The sequence below is a fragment of the Providencia sp. PROV_01 genome (genome assembly GCF_053098325.1).
Map to the genome: position 1 here is coordinate 339,909 of NZ_JBRFKD010000002.1, position 18,440 is coordinate 358,348.

Annotated in this window: 13 protein-coding genes; 4 read left to right on the forward strand and 9 right to left on the reverse strand. The window is 42.2% G+C overall.

All coding sequences use genetic code 11. The features are described 5' to 3' along the window. Positions 1-69: 69 nt before the first annotated feature. The 5 genes from selB to ACU696_RS02390 form a co-directional block, all read right to left on the reverse strand. Positions 70-1,938, reverse strand: coding sequence for a selenocysteine-specific translation elongation factor (selB, locus tag ACU696_RS02370; RefSeq protein ID WP_004906854.1), 1,869 nt, complete (start codon positions 1,936-1,938; stop codon positions 70-72). Continuing rightward, entirely contained in the window at positions 1,935-3,326 is a 1,392-nt protein-coding gene (gene selA / locus ACU696_RS02375) for an L-seryl-tRNA(Sec) selenium transferase (RefSeq protein WP_115168223.1), read from the reverse strand. The genes selB and selA overlap by 4 nt, the downstream gene beginning before the upstream one ends. A gap of 22 nt (positions 3,327-3,348) precedes the next feature. Further along, positions 3,349-4,284, reverse strand: coding sequence for a formate dehydrogenase accessory protein FdhE (fdhE, locus tag ACU696_RS02380; protein ID WP_004906186.1), 936 nt, complete (start codon positions 4,282-4,284; stop codon positions 3,349-3,351). A gap of 603 nt (positions 4,285-4,887) precedes the next feature. Continuing rightward, positions 4,888-6,081 carry a mannonate dehydratase gene (gene uxuA, locus ACU696_RS02385; protein WP_109912535.1) on the reverse strand — a complete coding sequence of 398 codons (1,194 nt, stop codon included), beginning with the start codon at positions 6,079-6,081 and terminating at the stop codon, positions 4,888-4,890. Between the two features lie 17 nt (positions 6,082-6,098). After that, a complete protein-coding gene (locus tag ACU696_RS02390) occupies positions 6,099-6,845 on the reverse strand; it encodes an FCD domain-containing protein (protein WP_042851476.1) in 747 nt (248 codons plus the stop codon). Between the two features lie 282 nt (positions 6,846-7,127). Here ACU696_RS02390 and manD point away from each other — a divergent pair, with 282 nt between their 5' ends. From manD to ACU696_RS02410, 4 genes are all read left to right on the forward strand, one after another. Continuing rightward, positions 7,128-8,342, forward strand: coding sequence for a D-mannonate dehydratase ManD (gene manD / locus ACU696_RS02395; protein WP_004906847.1), 1,215 nt, complete (start codon positions 7,128-7,130; stop codon positions 8,340-8,342). 24 nt (positions 8,343-8,366) lie between these two features. Next, a complete protein-coding gene (locus ACU696_RS02400; protein ID WP_198642112.1) occupies positions 8,367-9,389 on the forward strand; it encodes a Zn-dependent oxidoreductase in 1,023 nt (340 codons plus the stop codon). 61 nt (positions 9,390-9,450) lie between these two features. Beyond that, on the forward strand, positions 9,451-10,860 hold the full coding sequence (locus ACU696_RS02405) for an MFS transporter (RefSeq protein WP_004906844.1): 1,410 nt from the start codon (positions 9,451-9,453) through the stop codon (positions 10,858-10,860). Then, positions 10,841-12,328 (forward strand): mannitol dehydrogenase family protein, encoded by a 1,488-nt coding sequence (locus ACU696_RS02410; protein ID WP_209102502.1) that lies wholly within the window; start codon positions 10,841-10,843, stop codon positions 12,326-12,328. Before ACU696_RS02405 ends, ACU696_RS02410 begins: the two co-directional genes overlap by 20 nt. A gap of 58 nt (positions 12,329-12,386) precedes the next feature. Here the strand turns inward: ACU696_RS02410 and ACU696_RS02415 are convergent, their stop codons facing one another. The 4 genes from ACU696_RS02415 to oxc form a co-directional block, all read right to left on the reverse strand. Beyond that, positions 12,387-14,120, reverse strand: a complete 1,734-nt coding sequence (locus ACU696_RS02415) for a nitrilase-related carbon-nitrogen hydrolase (protein ID WP_209102499.1) — start codon at positions 14,118-14,120, stop codon at positions 12,387-12,389. 202 nt (positions 14,121-14,322) lie between these two features. Next, positions 14,323-15,579 carry a formyl-CoA transferase gene (gene frc, locus ACU696_RS02420; protein WP_115168226.1) on the reverse strand — a complete coding sequence of 419 codons (1,257 nt, stop codon included), beginning with the start codon at positions 15,577-15,579 and terminating at the stop codon, positions 14,323-14,325. A gap of 75 nt (positions 15,580-15,654) precedes the next feature. Next, positions 15,655-16,599 (reverse strand): transporter YfdV, encoded by a 945-nt coding sequence (gene yfdV, locus ACU696_RS02425; RefSeq protein WP_004906833.1) that lies wholly within the window; start codon positions 16,597-16,599, stop codon positions 15,655-15,657. A 103-nt stretch (positions 16,600-16,702) separates the two neighbouring features. Next, positions 16,703-18,406, reverse strand: coding sequence for an oxalyl-CoA decarboxylase (oxc, locus tag ACU696_RS02430; RefSeq protein ID WP_115168227.1), 1,704 nt, complete (start codon positions 18,404-18,406; stop codon positions 16,703-16,705). Positions 18,407-18,440 lie beyond the last annotated feature (34 nt).

Consider the following 18,440-nt stretch of genomic DNA (forward strand, 5'->3'; position numbering starts at 1 on the left):
TAGTTTTACCACAAGTTTAATATTGGAGGTTGCTATGAAGCACTACTATAACGGATTAAAACACTCAATTTATTCAACGAAAATGCCTTTATCTCGTAAATGGTGACCATCGCCTTTACGACGAGTAAAACCGCTTTTATCAAAAAACTCAAGAATTTGAATCGCGAGTTTTCGGCCAATCCCTAATTCGTTACGAAAATCAGCCGCAAAAATAGCTTCATTTTCCAAGCAATAACGATAAATAAGTGAAGCAAAATAATTAATTTGTTCATGACTATAATAGCGGTCACGAACTATTGCTGTAATTAACCCCATTTGTGCCGCCTTTTTTAACACGCGGCGCATCGTATCTTCTTCATAACCACTTTCTAATGCTAAATCACGCACCCACCACGCCTCATTACGTGAAAATAATGGGTATATTTGTTGCCAAATCAGCTGCTGTTGCGCATCAAAAACCAACCCATGTTGAGGCATATGCAACCAGCCACGTGTTTGCTTAATAACATTGTCAGTAATTAGGTCATCAATGAATTTAAAGGCTAATGCTTCACTCATTGAAGGCAGAGCCATACGTTTTAAACGTGCTTTGCCAACACCAATTTGGTCACTGTGTATTTCATTAAATTTTTCAAGAGTTTGAACTATATGTTCTTTCGCTATTTGCGTTTTAAATATAGATAAAACGTGATTGCCAACCCGTTCCACATCCGTTTTTGCTAATAAGTTATCTAACGCCTCATGGGTGAGCTGCCGCGCCCAACTGTAATCCCGTAAATTAAGTTCACCTTGTGGAAGTTGTAACTTAAAGTGAGCCAGTTCGTCTTGTTCTCGGCAAAGCCTAGATAACCAATCCAAAAACTCTGGGAGTCTTTTACCTCGGCGTGGGGAAACCAAACGTATCACTCGAGCCCCACCTAACGTTTGGCGAGCGCTAATATCACGAATGATTAACCGGTCATTCTCTACTAACCATAATGGGGTATCTAAAATTAATTCTGCGAGAACAGGGGTTTCTCCTTGTTCCACTAATAATGATACTCGGCCAGTGATATGGCTTGCACCATGATAGAGATGCACAGGCTGCCAGTGCTTAATTAATGTATCGCATTCCAGTTCGACAATAACCCGTGTTGCAATAAATGCGGGTTGCTCTGCAAGTAACCAATCACCTCGAGTGATATTTTCTTTATCAATATCACCTGTCAAATTTAAAGCCACACGGTCCCCCGCGACAGCGAATTCAGATATTTGGTTTTGCCGGTGAATACCTCTGACACGAACTTGCTTATCCGCCCCAGTCACCCAAAGTGACTCGCCAACGTGAATTTTTCCCGCTAACGCGGTACCAGTCACCACAATCCCTGCACCTTTAACCAAAAAAACGCGGTCAATGGCTAAACGAAAACGACGTTGGATATTGGGATGTGAACCACTTTGCTGATGAAGCTGTTGCAGATATAACCGTAGCGCATCAATGCCACGCCCATCTTCAATAGACGTAATAAATAGTTTTGCATCTGGCCAACCTTGCTGAGCCAACTCAGAGGTAACTTGCTCCGTGACCTGTTCAATTCGCGAATGATCAACTCTGTCAGCCTTCGTCAGTATGACACTGACATTTTCACAACCCGCTAGTCTTAAAATAGAAAGGTGTTCTAGGGTTTGCGCCATTACACCATCATCACAAGCGACAACCAAAAGCGCATGATTTATACCGCCAATCCCAGCCAACATATTGGCTAAAAACTTTTCGTGTCCTGGAACGTCGATAAAACCAATCGAGCTACCATCAGGCTGCGGCCAGTAGGCATACCCTAGGTCAATGGTCATTCCGCGCTTTTTTTCCTCGGGGAGGTGTGCGGTATTTACGCCAGTAATAGCTTGAATTAATGAGGTTTTGCCATGGTCAACATGGCCTGCTGTCGCAAAAATCATGAAAGTAAAGCCTGTAATAACGCATGTTCATCATCAAGACAGCGCAGGTCAAGCCACAATTTACCTTCTTTCATACGCCCAATCACAGGTTGAGGTAACTGACGCCATTGCGTAGCGAGTTGCTCTAATGTGCTACCTTTTCCATTTAATGGTGTAAAGGTTACCGCAAAGCTTGGAAGACGGTCGATAGGAAGTGAGCCGCTACCTATTTGTGAGAGGCAATGCTCAACTTCAACAATAAATTTATCCCCGTAAAAGGCTTGTAGAGCAACAACTATGCTTTCTGCGCTATCACGAATAGTTTCAGGATCTCGTGTTAGCCAACGTAATGTGGGTAATTCTGTTGTGAGTTTTTCGGGCGTTAAATACAGTTTTAGCGTTGCTTCAAGTGCAGCTAGAACCATTTTATCAACCCGTAAAGCACGTTTTAATGGATGTTTTTGAATTGCATCAATCCATTTCTTCTTCCCTAAAATAATCCCTGCTTGTGGACCACCGAGAAGTTTATCTCCAGAAATTGAAACTAAATCAATACCTTGAGAAAGGTAACTTTGTGGCATGGGTTCTGCGGGTAGCCCATAAGCCGTCATATCAATCATCGAACCACTGCCTAAATCAATTGCCGTTGGTAATTGGTACTTTCTACCTAGCTCTGCAAGCTCTTCACCTTCAACTTCAGCAGTAAATCCTTCAATACTGTAATTGCTGGTATGCACTTTCATTAATAGTGCAGTTTGATCATTAATCGCATTCTCATAGTCACGTAAGTGGGTCCGATTTGTTGTTCCCACTTCAACTAATTGGCAGCCAGCCTGAGCCATGACATCAGGCACTCGAAAAGCCCCGCCAATCTCAACTAATTCACCACGAGAAACAATAACTTGCTGGCCATTCGCAACCGTTGCTAACAATAATAAAACTGCAGCAGCATTATTATTAACAATACACGCATCTTCTGCGCCAGTGAGCTCACACAGTAAATCAGCAATCGCACGGTCACGATGCCCACGCATCGCGCCATCTAGAGAATATTCTAATGTGACAGGCGAACTCATCACTTGGCTAACCGCATTTATGGCTGTGGTCGACATTACCGCACGGCCTAAATTGGTATGTAACACCGTACCGGTCAAGTTAAACACGTTTTTTAGGGCACTTTGCCCTAAAGCTTGATGGCGCTGAGCTAACTCTTTTACCCAATCTTCCTGCCAGGCAGGCAATTTCCCTGCCTGTGCAATACAGGTTCGAGCTTGCTCTTGCATCTCACGTAAACATGCAGTGACCCAGTGAGCCCCTGATTGTTCAATCAATATTTGCACTTCATCGAGTTGCAATAATTTATCAATCGCAGGAAGTTGGCGATATAAAACCAAGTCTGATTCAGCCATAGTCACGATTCTCTTTTACCGCTTATTTTTCACCAGGGAACAAGAACGGATTAATACTGCTACGTGCGAAACCTTCTTCTTCCATGCGAGCATCTAAAATAATTGACGCTAAATCATCAGCGACAGCTTCAACTTTAGCTTCTTTTTCTTGATAAAGGATTTTCAGATAGCTACCACAATCACCACAGCTTTCAGCTTTAACAGCCGCATTTTCATCATCCAATGACCAATAATTCAATTTACCCGTTTGCTCACAGTTACTGCATTTAACGCGCACCATATGCCATTCAGTTTCACATAAATTACAGTGCAAATAACGTAAACCTTGTGATGTACCAATTTGCACAATACTCGACACTGGCATGCTATTGCATACAGGGCAGAAATGACGATGGTCACCATGTTCTGCACGCGCTTTACCCGGGATATTTGCTGCCATTTGTGCCCAATACACCGATAATGCAGCCCAAATAAACATCGATTTATCCGCAGGAACTTTTTCAAATTCTTCATTTAGCAGCGCAGTTGCCATAGCTTCAAGTTCTGTTTCAGACGCTTTATTCAGGTTTTCTAACGCAGGGCGTACAGACTCAGGCACGACTGGCATTAATTCGGCAATAATTGCCGTCAATAATTTGTGCCAATGTGTTGTGCGTGGAAATGTTTTTGCATCCAATGGCGAATTATTGGTATTTGTTGAACGCTCAAGGATAGATGCCATATCCATTTCTAATGGATTATCATGCTGTGCATTATGTTGCGCGGTTGCCACTTCAGCGGCAAAATTCAGATAATCTGCAAAAGGATGTTCTCCCGCACCAAGTTCTTTAAGTCGCTCAGCACGGCGCTGATATAAGCTTTTTAAGTTAGGAAACAGAACTGGTGGAATAAAACCAATTCCTTTTTCTTTCAATCTTTCTTGTCCTAACTCTTCTTTAGGAACGATACGAATACCCATTGCGTTCTCTCTTTTCTATTTTTTTATAACGACAATTCCCGAGAAAAGGCTATTTATTTTCTCGAAAGCGTTTTTGCTCATCATATTTATATCCGCGAAAGCGGTTCTCTAATGTTCAGGATAAAACAAAAGTCATCTTGAGGCTACTCTAGCCCCTGAATTATCCCTTCCATTAACCCGGAGTAGATCAAGGTAAATGTAAATCAGGATGATGATTGTTTTATTTGATATAAATAAATTGTTATCACTAGGATAAAAATTCTGAAGTTATGGTTTGAAGTGGTTATGACTACAAGCTTATGCTGCAAGCAGCCTTCTATTTGCAACAGGAATAGGTATTTCACTCTTATCTCAGGTGTTTTTTATTGCCGTTCTTCAATAAGAAATAAATAAAAACATAAATATAATTAATATCATATCTACTGTACCTTTTAGATAAAAATAAATATAAAAAGCATTTATGGTCAATAGAATACGCGACCAAATACTATTCGGTCGCGTAACAATGAAATAACAGTTTTGCTTCTTTAGGGGTATAACAGTCCCTTTGGTATCATCAAAATACCAAATAAAAAGCCAATATTGTTAACAATGAATTAGGTTTTAGATTTTCAGTAATTCAGGGTAATACATACGCTTAATTGCGAGCTCTAAACCTCTAACTTCTGCTAAACCTTTTAAGCGCCCAATAGCGGAATAGCCTGGATTGGTCACCTTTTTCAAATCATCTAAAATTTGGTGGCCATGGTCTGGTCTCATTGGAATGGGTGCAAGCCCCGCAGCATAGCGTTTTTGTTCAACCGCTAAAATGGCTTTGACCACTTCAAACATATCAACATCACCTGCAATATGATTGCCTTCATGGAAGGTATTCGGGTTATTTTCTCTCACCGTTGAACGTAAGTGCGTGAAATGAATGCGATCACCAAATTCATTAATCATTTTTACTAGGTCGTTATCGGCTCGTACACCATAAGAACCTGTGCACATAGTAAACCCATTATGAATACTATCGCAGCTTTGCTTAATAAACCGCATATCTTCAATGGTAGAAACAATACGTGGCAGGCCTAAAATTGGGCGTGGAGGGTCATCAGGGTGAATAGCTAAAACCACATTTTCTTCTTCACAGACAGGAACGATTTTCTGCAAGAAATAACGTAAGTTCTCACGTAACTGATTTTCATCAATATTATTATACAGCGCCAAGCGCTCACGGAATTGGTCTAATGTATAACCTTCTTCCGCACCCGGTAGCCCTGCGATGATGGTTTTAATCAGGTTTTCAATGTCATCAGATGACATATTGGCATAATACTCAGCCGCTTCTTTAACTTCTTGTTCTGAATAACTCTCTGCCGCATTTTCACGCTTTAAAATATGAATTTCAAACGCAGCAAAAGCAATATTATCAAACCGTAACGCTTTGGAGCCATCCGGTAGCGTGTAAGCAAGGTCAGTACGCGTCCAATCTAGAATTGGCATAAAATTATAGCAAATGGTCTTAATACCACAGGATGCTAAATTACGAATACTCTGTTGGTAATTTTGAATATAGAGATCAAAATTACCTTGTTGAGTTTTAATATCTTCGTGAACAGGAATACTTTCCACGACAGACCAAACTAACCCAGCATCTTCAATAATAGCCTTACGCTTTAAAATCTCCTCGACACTCCAAACTTCACCGTTAGGAATATGGTGGAGCGCAGAGACGATACCTGTCGCCTCTGCTTGCCTAGCATCACTTAAAGAAACAGGGTCATTAGGACCGTACCAACGCCACGTATGCTCCATGAGTACTTCTCCTTCGATTATTCAAAAATAGTCTGATAAGGAATTGTTTCAAATAGGTAACCATCAAAATTGGGGTCATCAAAATCAGAAAGCTGCATTAGCGTATTTTTGACATTCTCTAAATGCTGCCACATCTCTTTTTTAGCCAACTCCGGATCACGTTTTTGTAGTGCATTTAAAATATTTTCATGATCAACCAACCACTTTTTTCGGTAAGTCGTGTTGTCAATATGTTCGTGAAGCTTATCCCACATAGGGCTTTGTAACCGCACAGCCCAGATATCATCAATAATCTTCGCCATCATGTCATTCTTGCTTGCGCGAGCAATTAACACATGGAACTTATGATCATTAGCATCGTCACTTTCATTATTCGCGACTTTGATTCGCTCATCTTCTAATAATGCGCGGATCTCTTGGATATCGGCTTTTGTTGCTGACAAAGCAGCGCATGCAGCTATTGCACTTTCAATCACTTGGCGAGCTTGCAGTATTTCAAAAGGGCCATGATCTAAACTTTTAATTTCATCAATCAATAGGTCTGGATGATTAATGACATAAACCCCAGAACCTTTCTTGATAGAAACCAATTTTTCAATTTCCAACATGATGAGTGCTTCACGTACCAATGAGCGACTAACATCATATTTTTTAGCGATCTCACGCTCTGGCATTAAACGACTTCCTATCGGATATTCACCAGATGCAATGAGCTCTTTTAACTGCTGACCTAGGTATTGGTACGAGCGGTATTGAGTTTTCATATATATGTACAACGCGTTGTCGAATTAAATTTAGTTCTTCCATTGTAGATTATCGTCCCTCATTACAATGGTCAACCAATTTATCCACTATTTCCGCAAAATTAGTTAACCAATTTGTGATCAGATTCACTTATTGTCGTCTTTTTAGTCATTGTTTTTTAATTTACCGATTGATAGAGTGAAAAAAAGATAATTTGGTCAACCAATAAATAAACCACTTTGAGTATTTTACAGTAATTTGGTTGATCAGTTGGTTAACAAGTAATAGGGATTTGGGCCAAAATGAAAATTATAAAAGCAGAAGTCTTTGTATGTAGCCCCGGTCGTAATTTTGTCACATTAAAAATTACAACCGATGAAGGCGTATATGGATTAGGTGATGCCACCCTTAACGGAAGGGAGCTCTCTGTAGCATCCTATCTTCAAGATCACCTCTGTCCTCAGCTAATAGGCCGTGACCCACATAAAATTGAAGATATTTATCAGTTCTTCTATAAGGGAGCTTACTGGCGTAGAGGCCCAGTTACGATGTCCGCCATTTCTGCGATTGATATGGCACTGTGGGATATTAAAGGCAAAATTGCCAACCTTCCGGTCTATCAGTTACTCGGTGGCGCTTCTCGTGAAGGAGTGATGGTTTATTGCCACACCACGGGTACCGATATTGCTGAAACACTAGATAACTACGCAAAATATAAAGAAAAAGGTTTTAAAGCGATCCGTGTGCAGTGTGGCATTCCAGGAATGGCAACTACCTATGGACAGAGTAAAGGAAAAAACCTTGCTTATGAACCTGCCACAAAAGGCCATCACCCTGAAGAACAACTTTGGTCAACCGAAAAATATCTGGATTTTATGCCCAAACTGTTTGAAGCCGTTCGGGACAAATACGGATTTAATGAACACCTTCTACACGATATGCACCATCGCTTGACCCCTATTGAAGCGGCTCGCTTCGGTAAAAGTATTGAAGATTATCGATTATTTTGGATGGAAGACCCAACACCAGCAGAAAACCAAGCTTGTTTTAGATTAATTCGTCAACATACCGTCACCCCAATCGCCGTAGGTGAAGTTTTTAATAGCATTTGGGATTGTAAACAACTGATTGAAGAGCAACTCATCGATTATATCCGCACCACAATTACCCATGCCGGAGGTATTACAGGCATGCGCCGAATTGCTGATTTTGCTTCACTTTACCAAGTCAGAACTGGTTCTCATGGTCCATCTGACCTATCCCCAATTTGCCATGCTGCCGCCTTACACTTTGACCTTTGGGTACCCAATTTCGGCGTTCAAGAGTTTATGGGCTATTCAGAAGAAATGTTGTCCGTATTTACGACTAACTGGACGTTCAACGATGGTTATATGCACCCAAGTGATAAGCCCGGTTTAGGTATCGATTTTGATGAAAAACTGGCAGCGAAATACCCGTACAACCCAGCTTATCTTCCAGTCGCTCGTCTCGAAGACGGCACGTTGTGGAACTGGTAATTTTTATTTTATTCGGAGTCAAATATGAAAGCTGTAAAATCGGTAGTAATCAAAGAACCCAATACATTATTGATTGAAGAACGTTCAGTTCCTGAACCGGCTGAAAACCAAGTACAAATAAAAGTTCGCTTAGCCGGTATTTGTGGTTCTGACAGCCATATCTACCGTGGCCATAACCCATTTGCAAAATATCCACGTGTGATTGGCCATGAATTTTTCGGTGTCATTGAAAAAGTGGGTTCAGGCATAGATAGCAAACGCATTGGTGAACGTGTCTCTATCGACCCAGTCCTTAGCTGTGGTCATTGTTACCCATGCTCAATTGGTAAACCAAATGTGTGTGAAACACTAGAAGTATTGGGTGTTCATACTGATGGCGGGTTCACTGAATATGTCAATGTCCCTGCGGCTAATGCTTATACTATTCCTGATTCAATCAGCGATGAGTGTGCCGTTACCGTTGAGCCATACTCTATTGCCGCCAACGTGACTTCGCATGTTCACCCAACTCAAGATGACATCGCATTAGTCTATGGTGCGGGTACGATTGGGTTAACCTGCGCACAGGTTCTCAAAGGGGTTTATCAAGTCAAAACCTTGATCATGGTTGACCGCGTGGCTGAGCGTTTAGCTAGAGCAAAAGATTGTGGTGCTGATATTGTCATTGATAACTCACAAACCCCACTACCAGAGCAACTCAAAACACTGGGTCTTCGCCCAACGTTAGTACTTGATGCAGCTTGCCATCCCGCTATCTTACAAGAAGCCGTCTTGATTGCTTCTCCCGCAGCAAGAGTTTCTATTATGGGCTTTTCAAGTGAAGCAAGTGCCGTTACACAGCAAAGTATCACCAGCAAAGAGATTTCATTGTTTTCTTCACGTTTGAATGCCAAAAAATTCCCTGAGGTGATTAGCTGGATAGAATCTAAAAAAATTGACCCAACGAAAATCTTGACGCATCAGTTCCCATTCACTGAAGCGCAAGAGGCAATCTTAACCTTTGAAAAAGACCAGAAAACCTGCTGTAAAATTCTTTTAACCTTTTAATTTAATTAAAAAAACTAAATCCGATTTGGATACTACCCTACGTGATTAATAGGATAATAATATGAATACTCAGTCAATTGACCCATCAGGGAAAGTGGAACGCAGTTCTGGCGATCTAACCAAAGCTGCAGTTTCAGGCTGGCTAGGAACCGCTCTAGAGTTTATGGATTTCCAGCTTTACTCGTTAGGTGCAGCACTTGTTTTCCATGAAATATTTTTCCCTGAACAATCCGCTTCAATGGCATTAATTCTTGCGATGGGAACTTACGGTGCCGGATATGTCGCACGTATTGTTGGTGCGATTTTCTTTGGTCAAATGGGCGACCGAATCGGCCGTAAAAAAGTACTCTTTATCACCATCACCATGATGGGGGTGTGTACTACATTAATCGGGGTATTACCAACCTACGCACAGGTAGGTATCCTCGCACCGCTGTTATTAGTTCTCTTGCGAATTATTCAAGGCTTAGGGGCAGGCGCTGAAATTTCGGGTGCAGGTACCATGCTAGCAGAATATGCACCAAAAGGCCGTCGTGGTATTGTGGCCTCATTAGTGGGTCTGGGAACAAACTGTGGCACATTAAGCGCAACTGCAATTTGGGCAGTCATGTTCTTCTGGTTAGATAAGTCAGACTTACTGGCTTGGGGCTGGCGTGTACCTTTCTTGGCAAGCTTCGTGGTAATGCTGTTTGCAGTATGGTTACGACTGAATCTGAAAGAAAGCCCTGTATTTGAGAAAGTGCAAAATACGGAAGAACAAGAAGCCAAAGTTGCAGTACAAACACCACCGAAAGAAAGTTTCTTTGCCATGTTTAAATCTAAAGCATTTTGGTTAGCGACTGGCATTCGTTTCGGTCAAGCAGGTAACTCTGGGTTAATTCAAACTTTCTTAGCAGGATATTTGGTTCAAAGCCTGTTGTTTGATAAGAGTATTCCAACTGATGCGATCATGATCAGCTCCGTTGTCGGTTTCCTAACTATTCCTGTGATTGGTCTGATATCCGATAAATTTGGTCGTCGTATTCCTTATATTATTCTTAGCTTATCTGCTATGTTGCTCGCCTATCCGATGTTATCTGTCATCGTCGATGGTGCGAACAGTGTTAGCTTAATTACCATCTGTATTATTATCGTTCATAACTGTTCAGTACTCGGATTATTTGCCTTAGAAAATATTACGATGGCTGAAATGTTCAACTCACGTAATCGCTTCACCGGTATGGCTGTGGCCAAAGAAATTGGTGGCTTAATTGCCTCTGGCTTAGGCCCAGTTCTAGCAGGTATTTTCTGTAGTGTCACCGGAAGCTGGTGGCCAATTGCCATCATGATCATCATTTACTCTGCCATTTCATTAATCAGCGCCATCATCATGCCTGAAGTGAAAGATCGTGATTTAACCAGTACGTTGGATGCTGTTGAAGAGGCTGAACAACAAAAAGGTAAAGTGAAATATGCAACTGTCAACCAATAACCTAAACCAATTACCTGCGAATATCAAAGTACCAAGCTATGATAGGGAGCAGATAAAGGTAAAAATGCTTCACTTAGGTTTCGGCGCGTTCCATCGCGCCCACCAAGCCATCTTTGCGGATATTTTAGCTACAGAACAGCAGAGTAATTGGGGTTTTTGCGAAGTCAATTTAGTCGGTGGCGAGCAACAAATTGAAGATTTACTCGCTCAAGATTGCCTTTATAACGTAGTTGAAATGCAAGGCGATAATTGGCAAACCCGTACGGTGGGGGTGGTAAAAGAAGCATTACACCCAACCATTCACGGAATTGATGCTGTTATCAATCGCATGTTAGACCCTAACATTGCCATCGTTTCCATGACTGTTACTGAAAAAGGTTATTGCTATGTACCCGCGACAGGCTCGATTGATTTTGCTAACCCCGCTATCGCACATGATTTAGCCTCACCAAATGCTCCAAAATCATTGCCGGGCCTGATTGTTGAAGCGTTAAAACGCCGTAAAGCACTGGGTATTGCACCATTTACAGTCATGTCCTGTGATAATATGCCTGAAAATGGCCATATCACGAAAAATGTCATTTTAGCGATGGCCGCAAAACAGGATATCGCACTGGCCAATTGGATTGAAGCCAACGTCACTTTTCCATCTACCATGGTGGATAGAATTGTACCTGCCATGACACCAGACACTGCAGAGAAAATTCAATCTCAACTGGGCCCTATCGTCGATAACGTCGCCATTGCCTGTGAGCCATTTCGCCAGTGGGTGATTGAAGATAATTTTGTCGCGGGTCGTCCTGAGTGGGAAAAAGCGGGCGCTCAATTAGTGACAGATGTCATTCCATTTGAAGAAATGAAACTGCGCATGTTAAATGGTAGCCACTCTTTCCTTGCATATTTAGGTTATTTGGCTGGTTATCAATACATTAATGAGTGCATGCAGGATAGCGCTTATGAAAAAGCGGCTTATCACTTGATGGTCAATGAGCAAGCGCCAACGTTATCCATCAAAAATGTGGATTTACCCGCCTATGCTAATGCCCTGATTGAGCGTTTCAAAAATACGGGGTTGAAACATCGTACTTGGCAAATCGCGATGGATGGAACGTTGAAATTATCTCAACGTTTACTCGACTCTATCCAAATTCATCTTAAAAACGGCCGATCATTTGATTATTTAGCCTTAGCGGTTGCAGGATGGATGCGTTATGTCAGCGGAAAAGATGATCATGGTGCAGAAATTCAAGTCAGCGACCCACAGGCTGTAAAATTGGCTGAACTAGTTGCAAACAGCACTGATGATGAAAGTCGTGTTCATGCACTGCTTTCTCTCAACAGTTTGTTTACCAAAGAACTCGTTAATAATTCGTTGTTTACTGAAAAGGTGACTGCATTCTACCTTTCACTACGTGATAACGGTGCCCAAAAAACGGTTGAAGCGCTTAACCACCAGCACACCTTGTAACAACATCTTAGTAGGCGGGGCTTCCCCCGCCTTTTTCACTCAAACTTCGAACTATAATCTACTGTGTTAGCGGCGGAAACCAAATAGCTTGCTGACCACTCACCAACCGTTCTTGGTTAATCCACGTAAAAGGAGCAGGTACCTGAGCTTGCAAACGCACATCTTCAGCCCCTCGTTGTGCTGTTAAGGTTGGAGTAAGCACGACAGGCTCTGGCCCATAAATAGCCGCTGACGTAGAATCACGTTCGTTTCGTCCTCCACAAACCACCCATAATTGGTTTAATGTCGCGATGGCATAAGGGATAAAATCGGCACGTCCTGTCGGCGGCTCTTCAACCGAAAAAAGATGGCTATCAATTTCTACTTTTAAATCACTCGGGATATCGGCTGGCACAGCAAGGATATCAGCGCGTAACGTACTGTATAACCCCCCTAATTCAGGAACATCTAATTCATGTGCAGCCGCCAGTGCAATACGCCCAATTGGCGTTGCTGTCACACTCACAGAACTACCCGCTGTTGCCCAGCCACTATCTCGCTCATTAAGATGTGTAACGCGATAGCGCGCTAATATTTCTCCTAATGGCCCTGCAAGCACCACCGTATGGAACAATCTATCCGTTTCAATTTCAGGGTAGCTTCCAACAATATACCCTTTCCCCTTTTGAGCCGCCTTACTCAATGTTTGCTCAAAAATGCCCCCTTGTTTTTCGGCATAAGACAAAATAATGTTGGGATCGTTGGTATAAGGTAGCGCAGAAAGCTCAGGAAGAACCAGCAGCTCATTTTCTCCCACTTGGATTGAGTCTAGCTTAGAAACTGATTTTTCCCACTGCGCCGCAATCAGCGTTGTTTGCGTTATTGTTGATGTGGCATTGATATCTGTCGGGCTACGATGAAAAGCAAGCATTGGGAAATATAATTCAGGCCGACGCTTCGCCAGTAATGCATCGCGCTGTTTATCCGCTTCATCTAAGTCAATCATCGCACTGTATATGCCATTTAACCCCGGTTCTAACTCTAATGGGCTAAGCACTGGAGATTGAGCCACTTTATGTCCTGATGGCGCCCATACGCTCGAACCACCATTATAATAGAGCTGCCCTTTGGTAATTGGGTTAGTTTCAATTCCACTGCGTGTTGCACAAATTACCCAGACACCATTGAAAGCACTCATATGCTGTACATGCGCAACGGTTGAGTGATCCCCAAGCATTTCAGCAGGACTCGCGTTAGGCATCATACGGTCGGATACTGAATGCCAACCAATGATTTGTGCCCCTTCTAATGCGGCTAACCGCACATATTGCCAGTAGGTATCATCATAACAAATCAATAGCGCAATACGGCCAATCGGTGTTTCAAACGTTTTGACACCGGTATTACCCGGTGCGAATACCTTTTGGTCTTGAGAATTCAGCCCTATTTTACGGTACTTACCAATAATGCCTTCCGGCCCCATCAAAACGGCTGAATTATAAGCCAGCCCAGTTTCGCTATCGCGCTCCGCGATACCCACACTCATATACATTCCTGTTCGAGCCAGTACAGGCAGTATTGCAGCAGTCGTTTTGCCAGGGATAGTATCTAAATAAGGCGCTAATTCTGTAGAGTCCGAAAATAAATAACCACTCACAGCCGTTTCTGGAAATACGGCATAATTTACCCCTTGAGCGGCCACTTTTTCTGCCGCTTCAACTAAACGTTGAATATTTCCATTTAAATCTCCCCATGCAGGAATAAAATCAACGGCTGCGACCTTACTGCTTTTTTTTATTTCAGCAATACTCATACAATAATCCTTATTCAAAGAATTTATTAATAAAAAAATAAAAACTAAATAGGGAAAAATATTTCTATAATTCCAATTGATTGAGGTAGCAATCGCCTGAATTTAGCGGCTATATTTGAATACACCGAATATCTAAATATAGCCGCTAATGTTAATTTTCTTTTTTAGAGAATCATATTGAGATCGGGTTTAATATCATTAATTAAATAACATTGTTTTTTTTCATTTCCATAATTTGTTTATCATTATAACCAAGCTCTTTTAGCACTTCGTTATTATGTTCCCCTAGTAATGGAGCATTTTTAATTTCAGGGATAAACGCTGAAAACTTCATTGGGCAACCCACCGTTAAATACGAGCCTCGTTTTGGTTGTTGAACCTCGACAATCGAACCACTGCGACGCAAAGAAGGGTCTTCCATAATTTCTTTCATACTTAATACTGCAGAACATGGCACATCAAACTGATCAAAATAATCGGTTAGTGCATGTTTATCTTTGTCTTTGGCGATTTCTTCGATTGCATCCCATACATCTTGGATATGGCTTGCACGTGCCTGTGTAGTAGCAAAAGCAGGGTCAGTTTTCCATTCTGGGCGCCCAATTGCATCACAGGTATTTTCCCAATTATGATCTTGATTAATAAAATAAATATAGGCATTTGGGTCAACATCACTGCCTTTACATTTGAGCATCGTGCCCGGCTGGCCACCCCCACTCGCATTTCCCCCACGGGGAACTGCATCACCAAATGTTCCATTGGGATATTGAGGATACTCCTCTAAGAAACCGAGTTTTTCTAAGCGTTGTTGATCACGTAATTTCACACGACATAAATTAAGCACCGCATCCTGCATCGACATCGTAACACGTTGCCCTTTACCTGTTTTTTCGCGGTGTAATAATGCCGTCAGTATGCCTATTAATAAATGCATCCCAGTATTACTATCCCCCAAGGCCGCAGCGCTTACCGTCGGAGGGCCATCAGGAAAACCTGTCGTTGATGCTGATCCTCCTGCAGATTGAGCAACATTTTCATAGGCTTTAACATTCGCATAGGGCGAATTTTCATTAAACCCTTTAATCGAGCCAAAAATTAACCGTGGATTAAGCTTTTGGATGTACTCCCACGTAAACCCCATATGGTCGATAGCTCCCGGATGAAAATTTTCAACTAATACATCAGATTGACGTATTAATTTCTCCATCACGGCCTTTCCCTCTGGCGTTTTGGTATTGAGCTCTAAAGAGCGTTTATTACTATTTAACATCGTAAAATATAACGCATCGACATCAGGAATATCTCGTAATTGATTACGAGTCACATCCCCAACCCCTGGGCGTTCAATTTTGATCACATCAGCGCCGAACCAAGCAAGCATTTGTGTACAAGATGGGCCTGACTGGACTCCCGTAAAATCAAGAACACGTATCCCATCAAGTGGTTTTGAAGAAGTCATAATTCACCTTTTTACAAAACTGCCATGGCGTCATTTCTCACGCCATGGCAACTCATTTTGACCTATTTATTCTTTCTATGAAACAAGTCGAGAGATATAGATCCACGCTGGAGCTGCGATGATAAAACCAAGCACACTCACCGCCAGCGATGCTGTTCCTGTCCGGGTATACAGATTAAAGCGACTCGCAATAATTATTCCAGAGAAAGCAGGTGGCAACGCCCCGGCTAATACCATCATTTGCAGTTGCTCTGTCCCCATATTAAACATCATACCTGCCAGTAACATTAACCCTGGCATTAACACTAGCTTTAATAACGTGTTATAGACAATCTCACCATCGAACTCGAACTTATTCGCGGCTAATGTCAGGCCCGCAGCAAATACCGCAACACCGGAGTTTGCTTTCGCAATTAAATCAAATGTCGGGTCCCAAACCGTTGGAATTTTCACACCAACCAGTACCAAAGCAGTCGCGAGTACCGGAGCCCATACGACAGGTTCTTTAAAGGCTGAGATTAATGCATCCATACCGCCACCGCCTTTTTTCCCTTCTGCATCAGATGGGTTCAGTAAGAACAAGCCGATAGGGATTGTAATGGCATTAACGATGATGGATATAATGGCAACAACTAACCCCGTTGAAACGGTTTCACCATAAATAGGGTCTAGAACCGCAAACCCTAAGAAACCAATTGTCGGAGAACCTGCAATTAATGCACATACCGCAGCTTCGCCACGACTATGTTTAAAAATATATTTACAGCTAAAGAAAGAGAAAAAGAAACAAACGAGCAAGACCACAAATGAAATAATAGTCAATTTAGCGTCTGCAAATATCATTTCTCGATTAGCACGCGCGATAGACACAAATAATGCAGCAGGTAATGCATAATTTAATACCAACTTATTAAATGCTTTCGCTTGGTCACTGGTAAACACATTTCGTTTACCACTCACATAACCTAATACCATAATAATAATGATAGGTAATAGGTCGCTCATAAAAATCTTATACATAAAATCAGCCATAAGACCCACCTATTTGGCAATAAGACCCCGTACGCAACTCATCAAAAATGAGCCGCGTAAGGTAATCTTTGTTAGTTAACGTGATGCTGCGTTAATTTTTCACTACAGACTTCGGATTTAAATTACCAATATGGCCACTTTCCGTTCCAACTGCAGGGTCAATAACGACATTTATCAAGGTTGGGTGACCCGATGTTAAACCCGCCTTCAAGGCTTCCTGTACCTCTGCTGGCGTTGTTGCTTGATAGCCAATGCCACCAAAAGCCTCGATCATTTTGTCATAACGCGCTCCACCCATTAAAACTGTAGGGGAAGGGTCTTGGTCACCATGGAGATTTACGCCATCACCCCGGTAAATCCCACCATTATTGAAAATCAAAATGGTGACAGGCAATTTGTAACGACAAATCGTTTCAATTTCCATACCACTAAAGCCGAATGCACTATCGCCTTCAATCGCCACAACAGGCTTACCACTGGTTACAGCGGCACCGACTGCATAGCCCATTCCAACGCCCATCACGCCCCATGTTCCACAATCTAAGCGTTTACGTGGTTGGTACATATCAATAATATTTCGTCCATTATCAAGCGTGTTAGCGCCTTCATTGACGACATAAACATCTTGGTGATCGACCAGCACATCACGGATTGCACGTAAGGCGTTGAAGTAGTTCATCGGAGAAGTGTCAGTGTTTAACTTAACTGCCATTTTCTCGACATTAATTTTCTTGTGCTCATCAATACTGACAATCCATTCCGTTGGTGATTTAACAGGGATTGATTTAAGCCCTGCTAATAAAGACTCAATACTTGAGTAAATATCGCCAACAACTGGAGCCGCTATTGGGCGGTTACTATCAATTTCGGAAGGTTCAATATCTAACTGAATAAATTGCGTTTCTGGTGACCAGTGCTTACCTTTACCGTGGTCAAGCAACCAATTAAGACGTGCTCCCATTAATACCACAACATCCGCACTGGATAAGGCATATGAGCGAGCTGATGCGGCTGATAGGGGATGCGTATCTGGCAGCAGCCCCTTAGCCATTGACATCGGTAAATAAGGGATACCGGTTGTTTCAATAAATTGACGAATATTGTCATCCGCTTGGGCATAAGCGGCGCCTTTACCCAAAATAATTAATGGCCGCTTAGCCGAAGCGAGCAGTTTAAGGGCTTTACTCACTGAATCGGGTGATGGAATTTGTCTTGGCGCAGGGTCTTCGACTGTAAAAATGGTTTTATCCGCCGCGTCTTTATCCATCACGGCAGACAACACTTCCGTTGTTAAATCAAGATAAACCCCACCAGGGCGACCTGATACCGAAGCGCGGATTGCTCGCGCGAGTGCGATACCAAGATCTTCAGGTTTATTCACACGGTAAGACGCTTTTACAAAGGGTTTTGCCGTGTTCATTTGGTCTAATTCTTCGTAATCACCCTGCTGCAAATCAATTATCGCTCTGTCGCTCGAACCACTGATTTGAATCATTGGAAAACCGTTGGTGGTTGCATTAGCCAGCGCCACCATGCCATTTAAAAAACCTGGCGCCGAAACCGTTAAGCAGATACCCGGTTTTTGGGTGATAAAGCCACTAATTGCAGCCGCATTACCCGCGGATTGTTCATGGCGAAATCCAATATAGCGAATACCTTCAGCTTGTGCATGCCTTGCCATGTCAGTCACTGGAATTCCAACAACACCGTAGATTGTATCAATGCCATTTTTTTTAAGCGCATCAACAATAATATGCATACCATCAGTCAGGTTTTGGGTTTGATCAGCAGACATGTCTACCTCATAATTAACTGATTAAAAGATTAAA

Coding starts and splice junctions, on each gene's coding strand:
- selB (WP_004906854.1), bottom strand. CDS start 1,938: ATGATTTTTGCGACAGCAGGCCATGTTGACCATGGCAAAACCTCATTA.
- selA (WP_115168223.1), bottom strand. CDS start 3,326: ATGGCTGAATCAGACTTGGTTTTATATCGCCAACTTCCTGCGATTGAT.
- fdhE (WP_004906186.1), bottom strand. CDS start 4,284: ATGGGTATTCGTATCGTTCCTAAAGAAGAGTTAGGACAAGAAAGATTG.
- uxuA (WP_109912535.1), bottom strand. CDS start 6,081: ATGGAGCATACGTGGCGTTGGTACGGTCCTAATGACCCTGTTTCTTTA.
- ACU696_RS02390 (WP_042851476.1), bottom strand. CDS start 6,845: ATGAAAACTCAATACCGCTCGTACCAATACCTAGGTCAGCAGTTAAAA.
- manD (WP_004906847.1), top strand. CDS start 7,128: ATGAAAATTATAAAAGCAGAAGTCTTTGTATGTAGCCCCGGTCGTAAT.
- ACU696_RS02400 (WP_198642112.1), top strand. CDS start 8,367: ATGAAAGCTGTAAAATCGGTAGTAATCAAAGAACCCAATACATTATTG.
- ACU696_RS02405 (WP_004906844.1), top strand. CDS start 9,451: ATGAATACTCAGTCAATTGACCCATCAGGGAAAGTGGAACGCAGTTCT.
- ACU696_RS02410 (WP_209102502.1), top strand. CDS start 10,841: ATGCAACTGTCAACCAATAACCTAAACCAATTACCTGCGAATATCAAA.
- ACU696_RS02415 (WP_209102499.1), bottom strand. CDS start 14,120: ATGAGTATTGCTGAAATAAAAAAAAGCAGTAAGGTCGCAGCCGTTGAT.
- frc (WP_115168226.1), bottom strand. CDS start 15,579: ATGACTTCTTCAAAACCACTTGATGGGATACGTGTTCTTGATTTTACG.
- yfdV (WP_004906833.1), bottom strand. CDS start 16,599: ATGTATAAGATTTTTATGAGCGACCTATTACCTATCATTATTATTATG.
- oxc (WP_115168227.1), bottom strand. CDS start 18,406: ATGTCTGCTGATCAAACCCAAAACCTGACTGATGGTATGCATATTATT.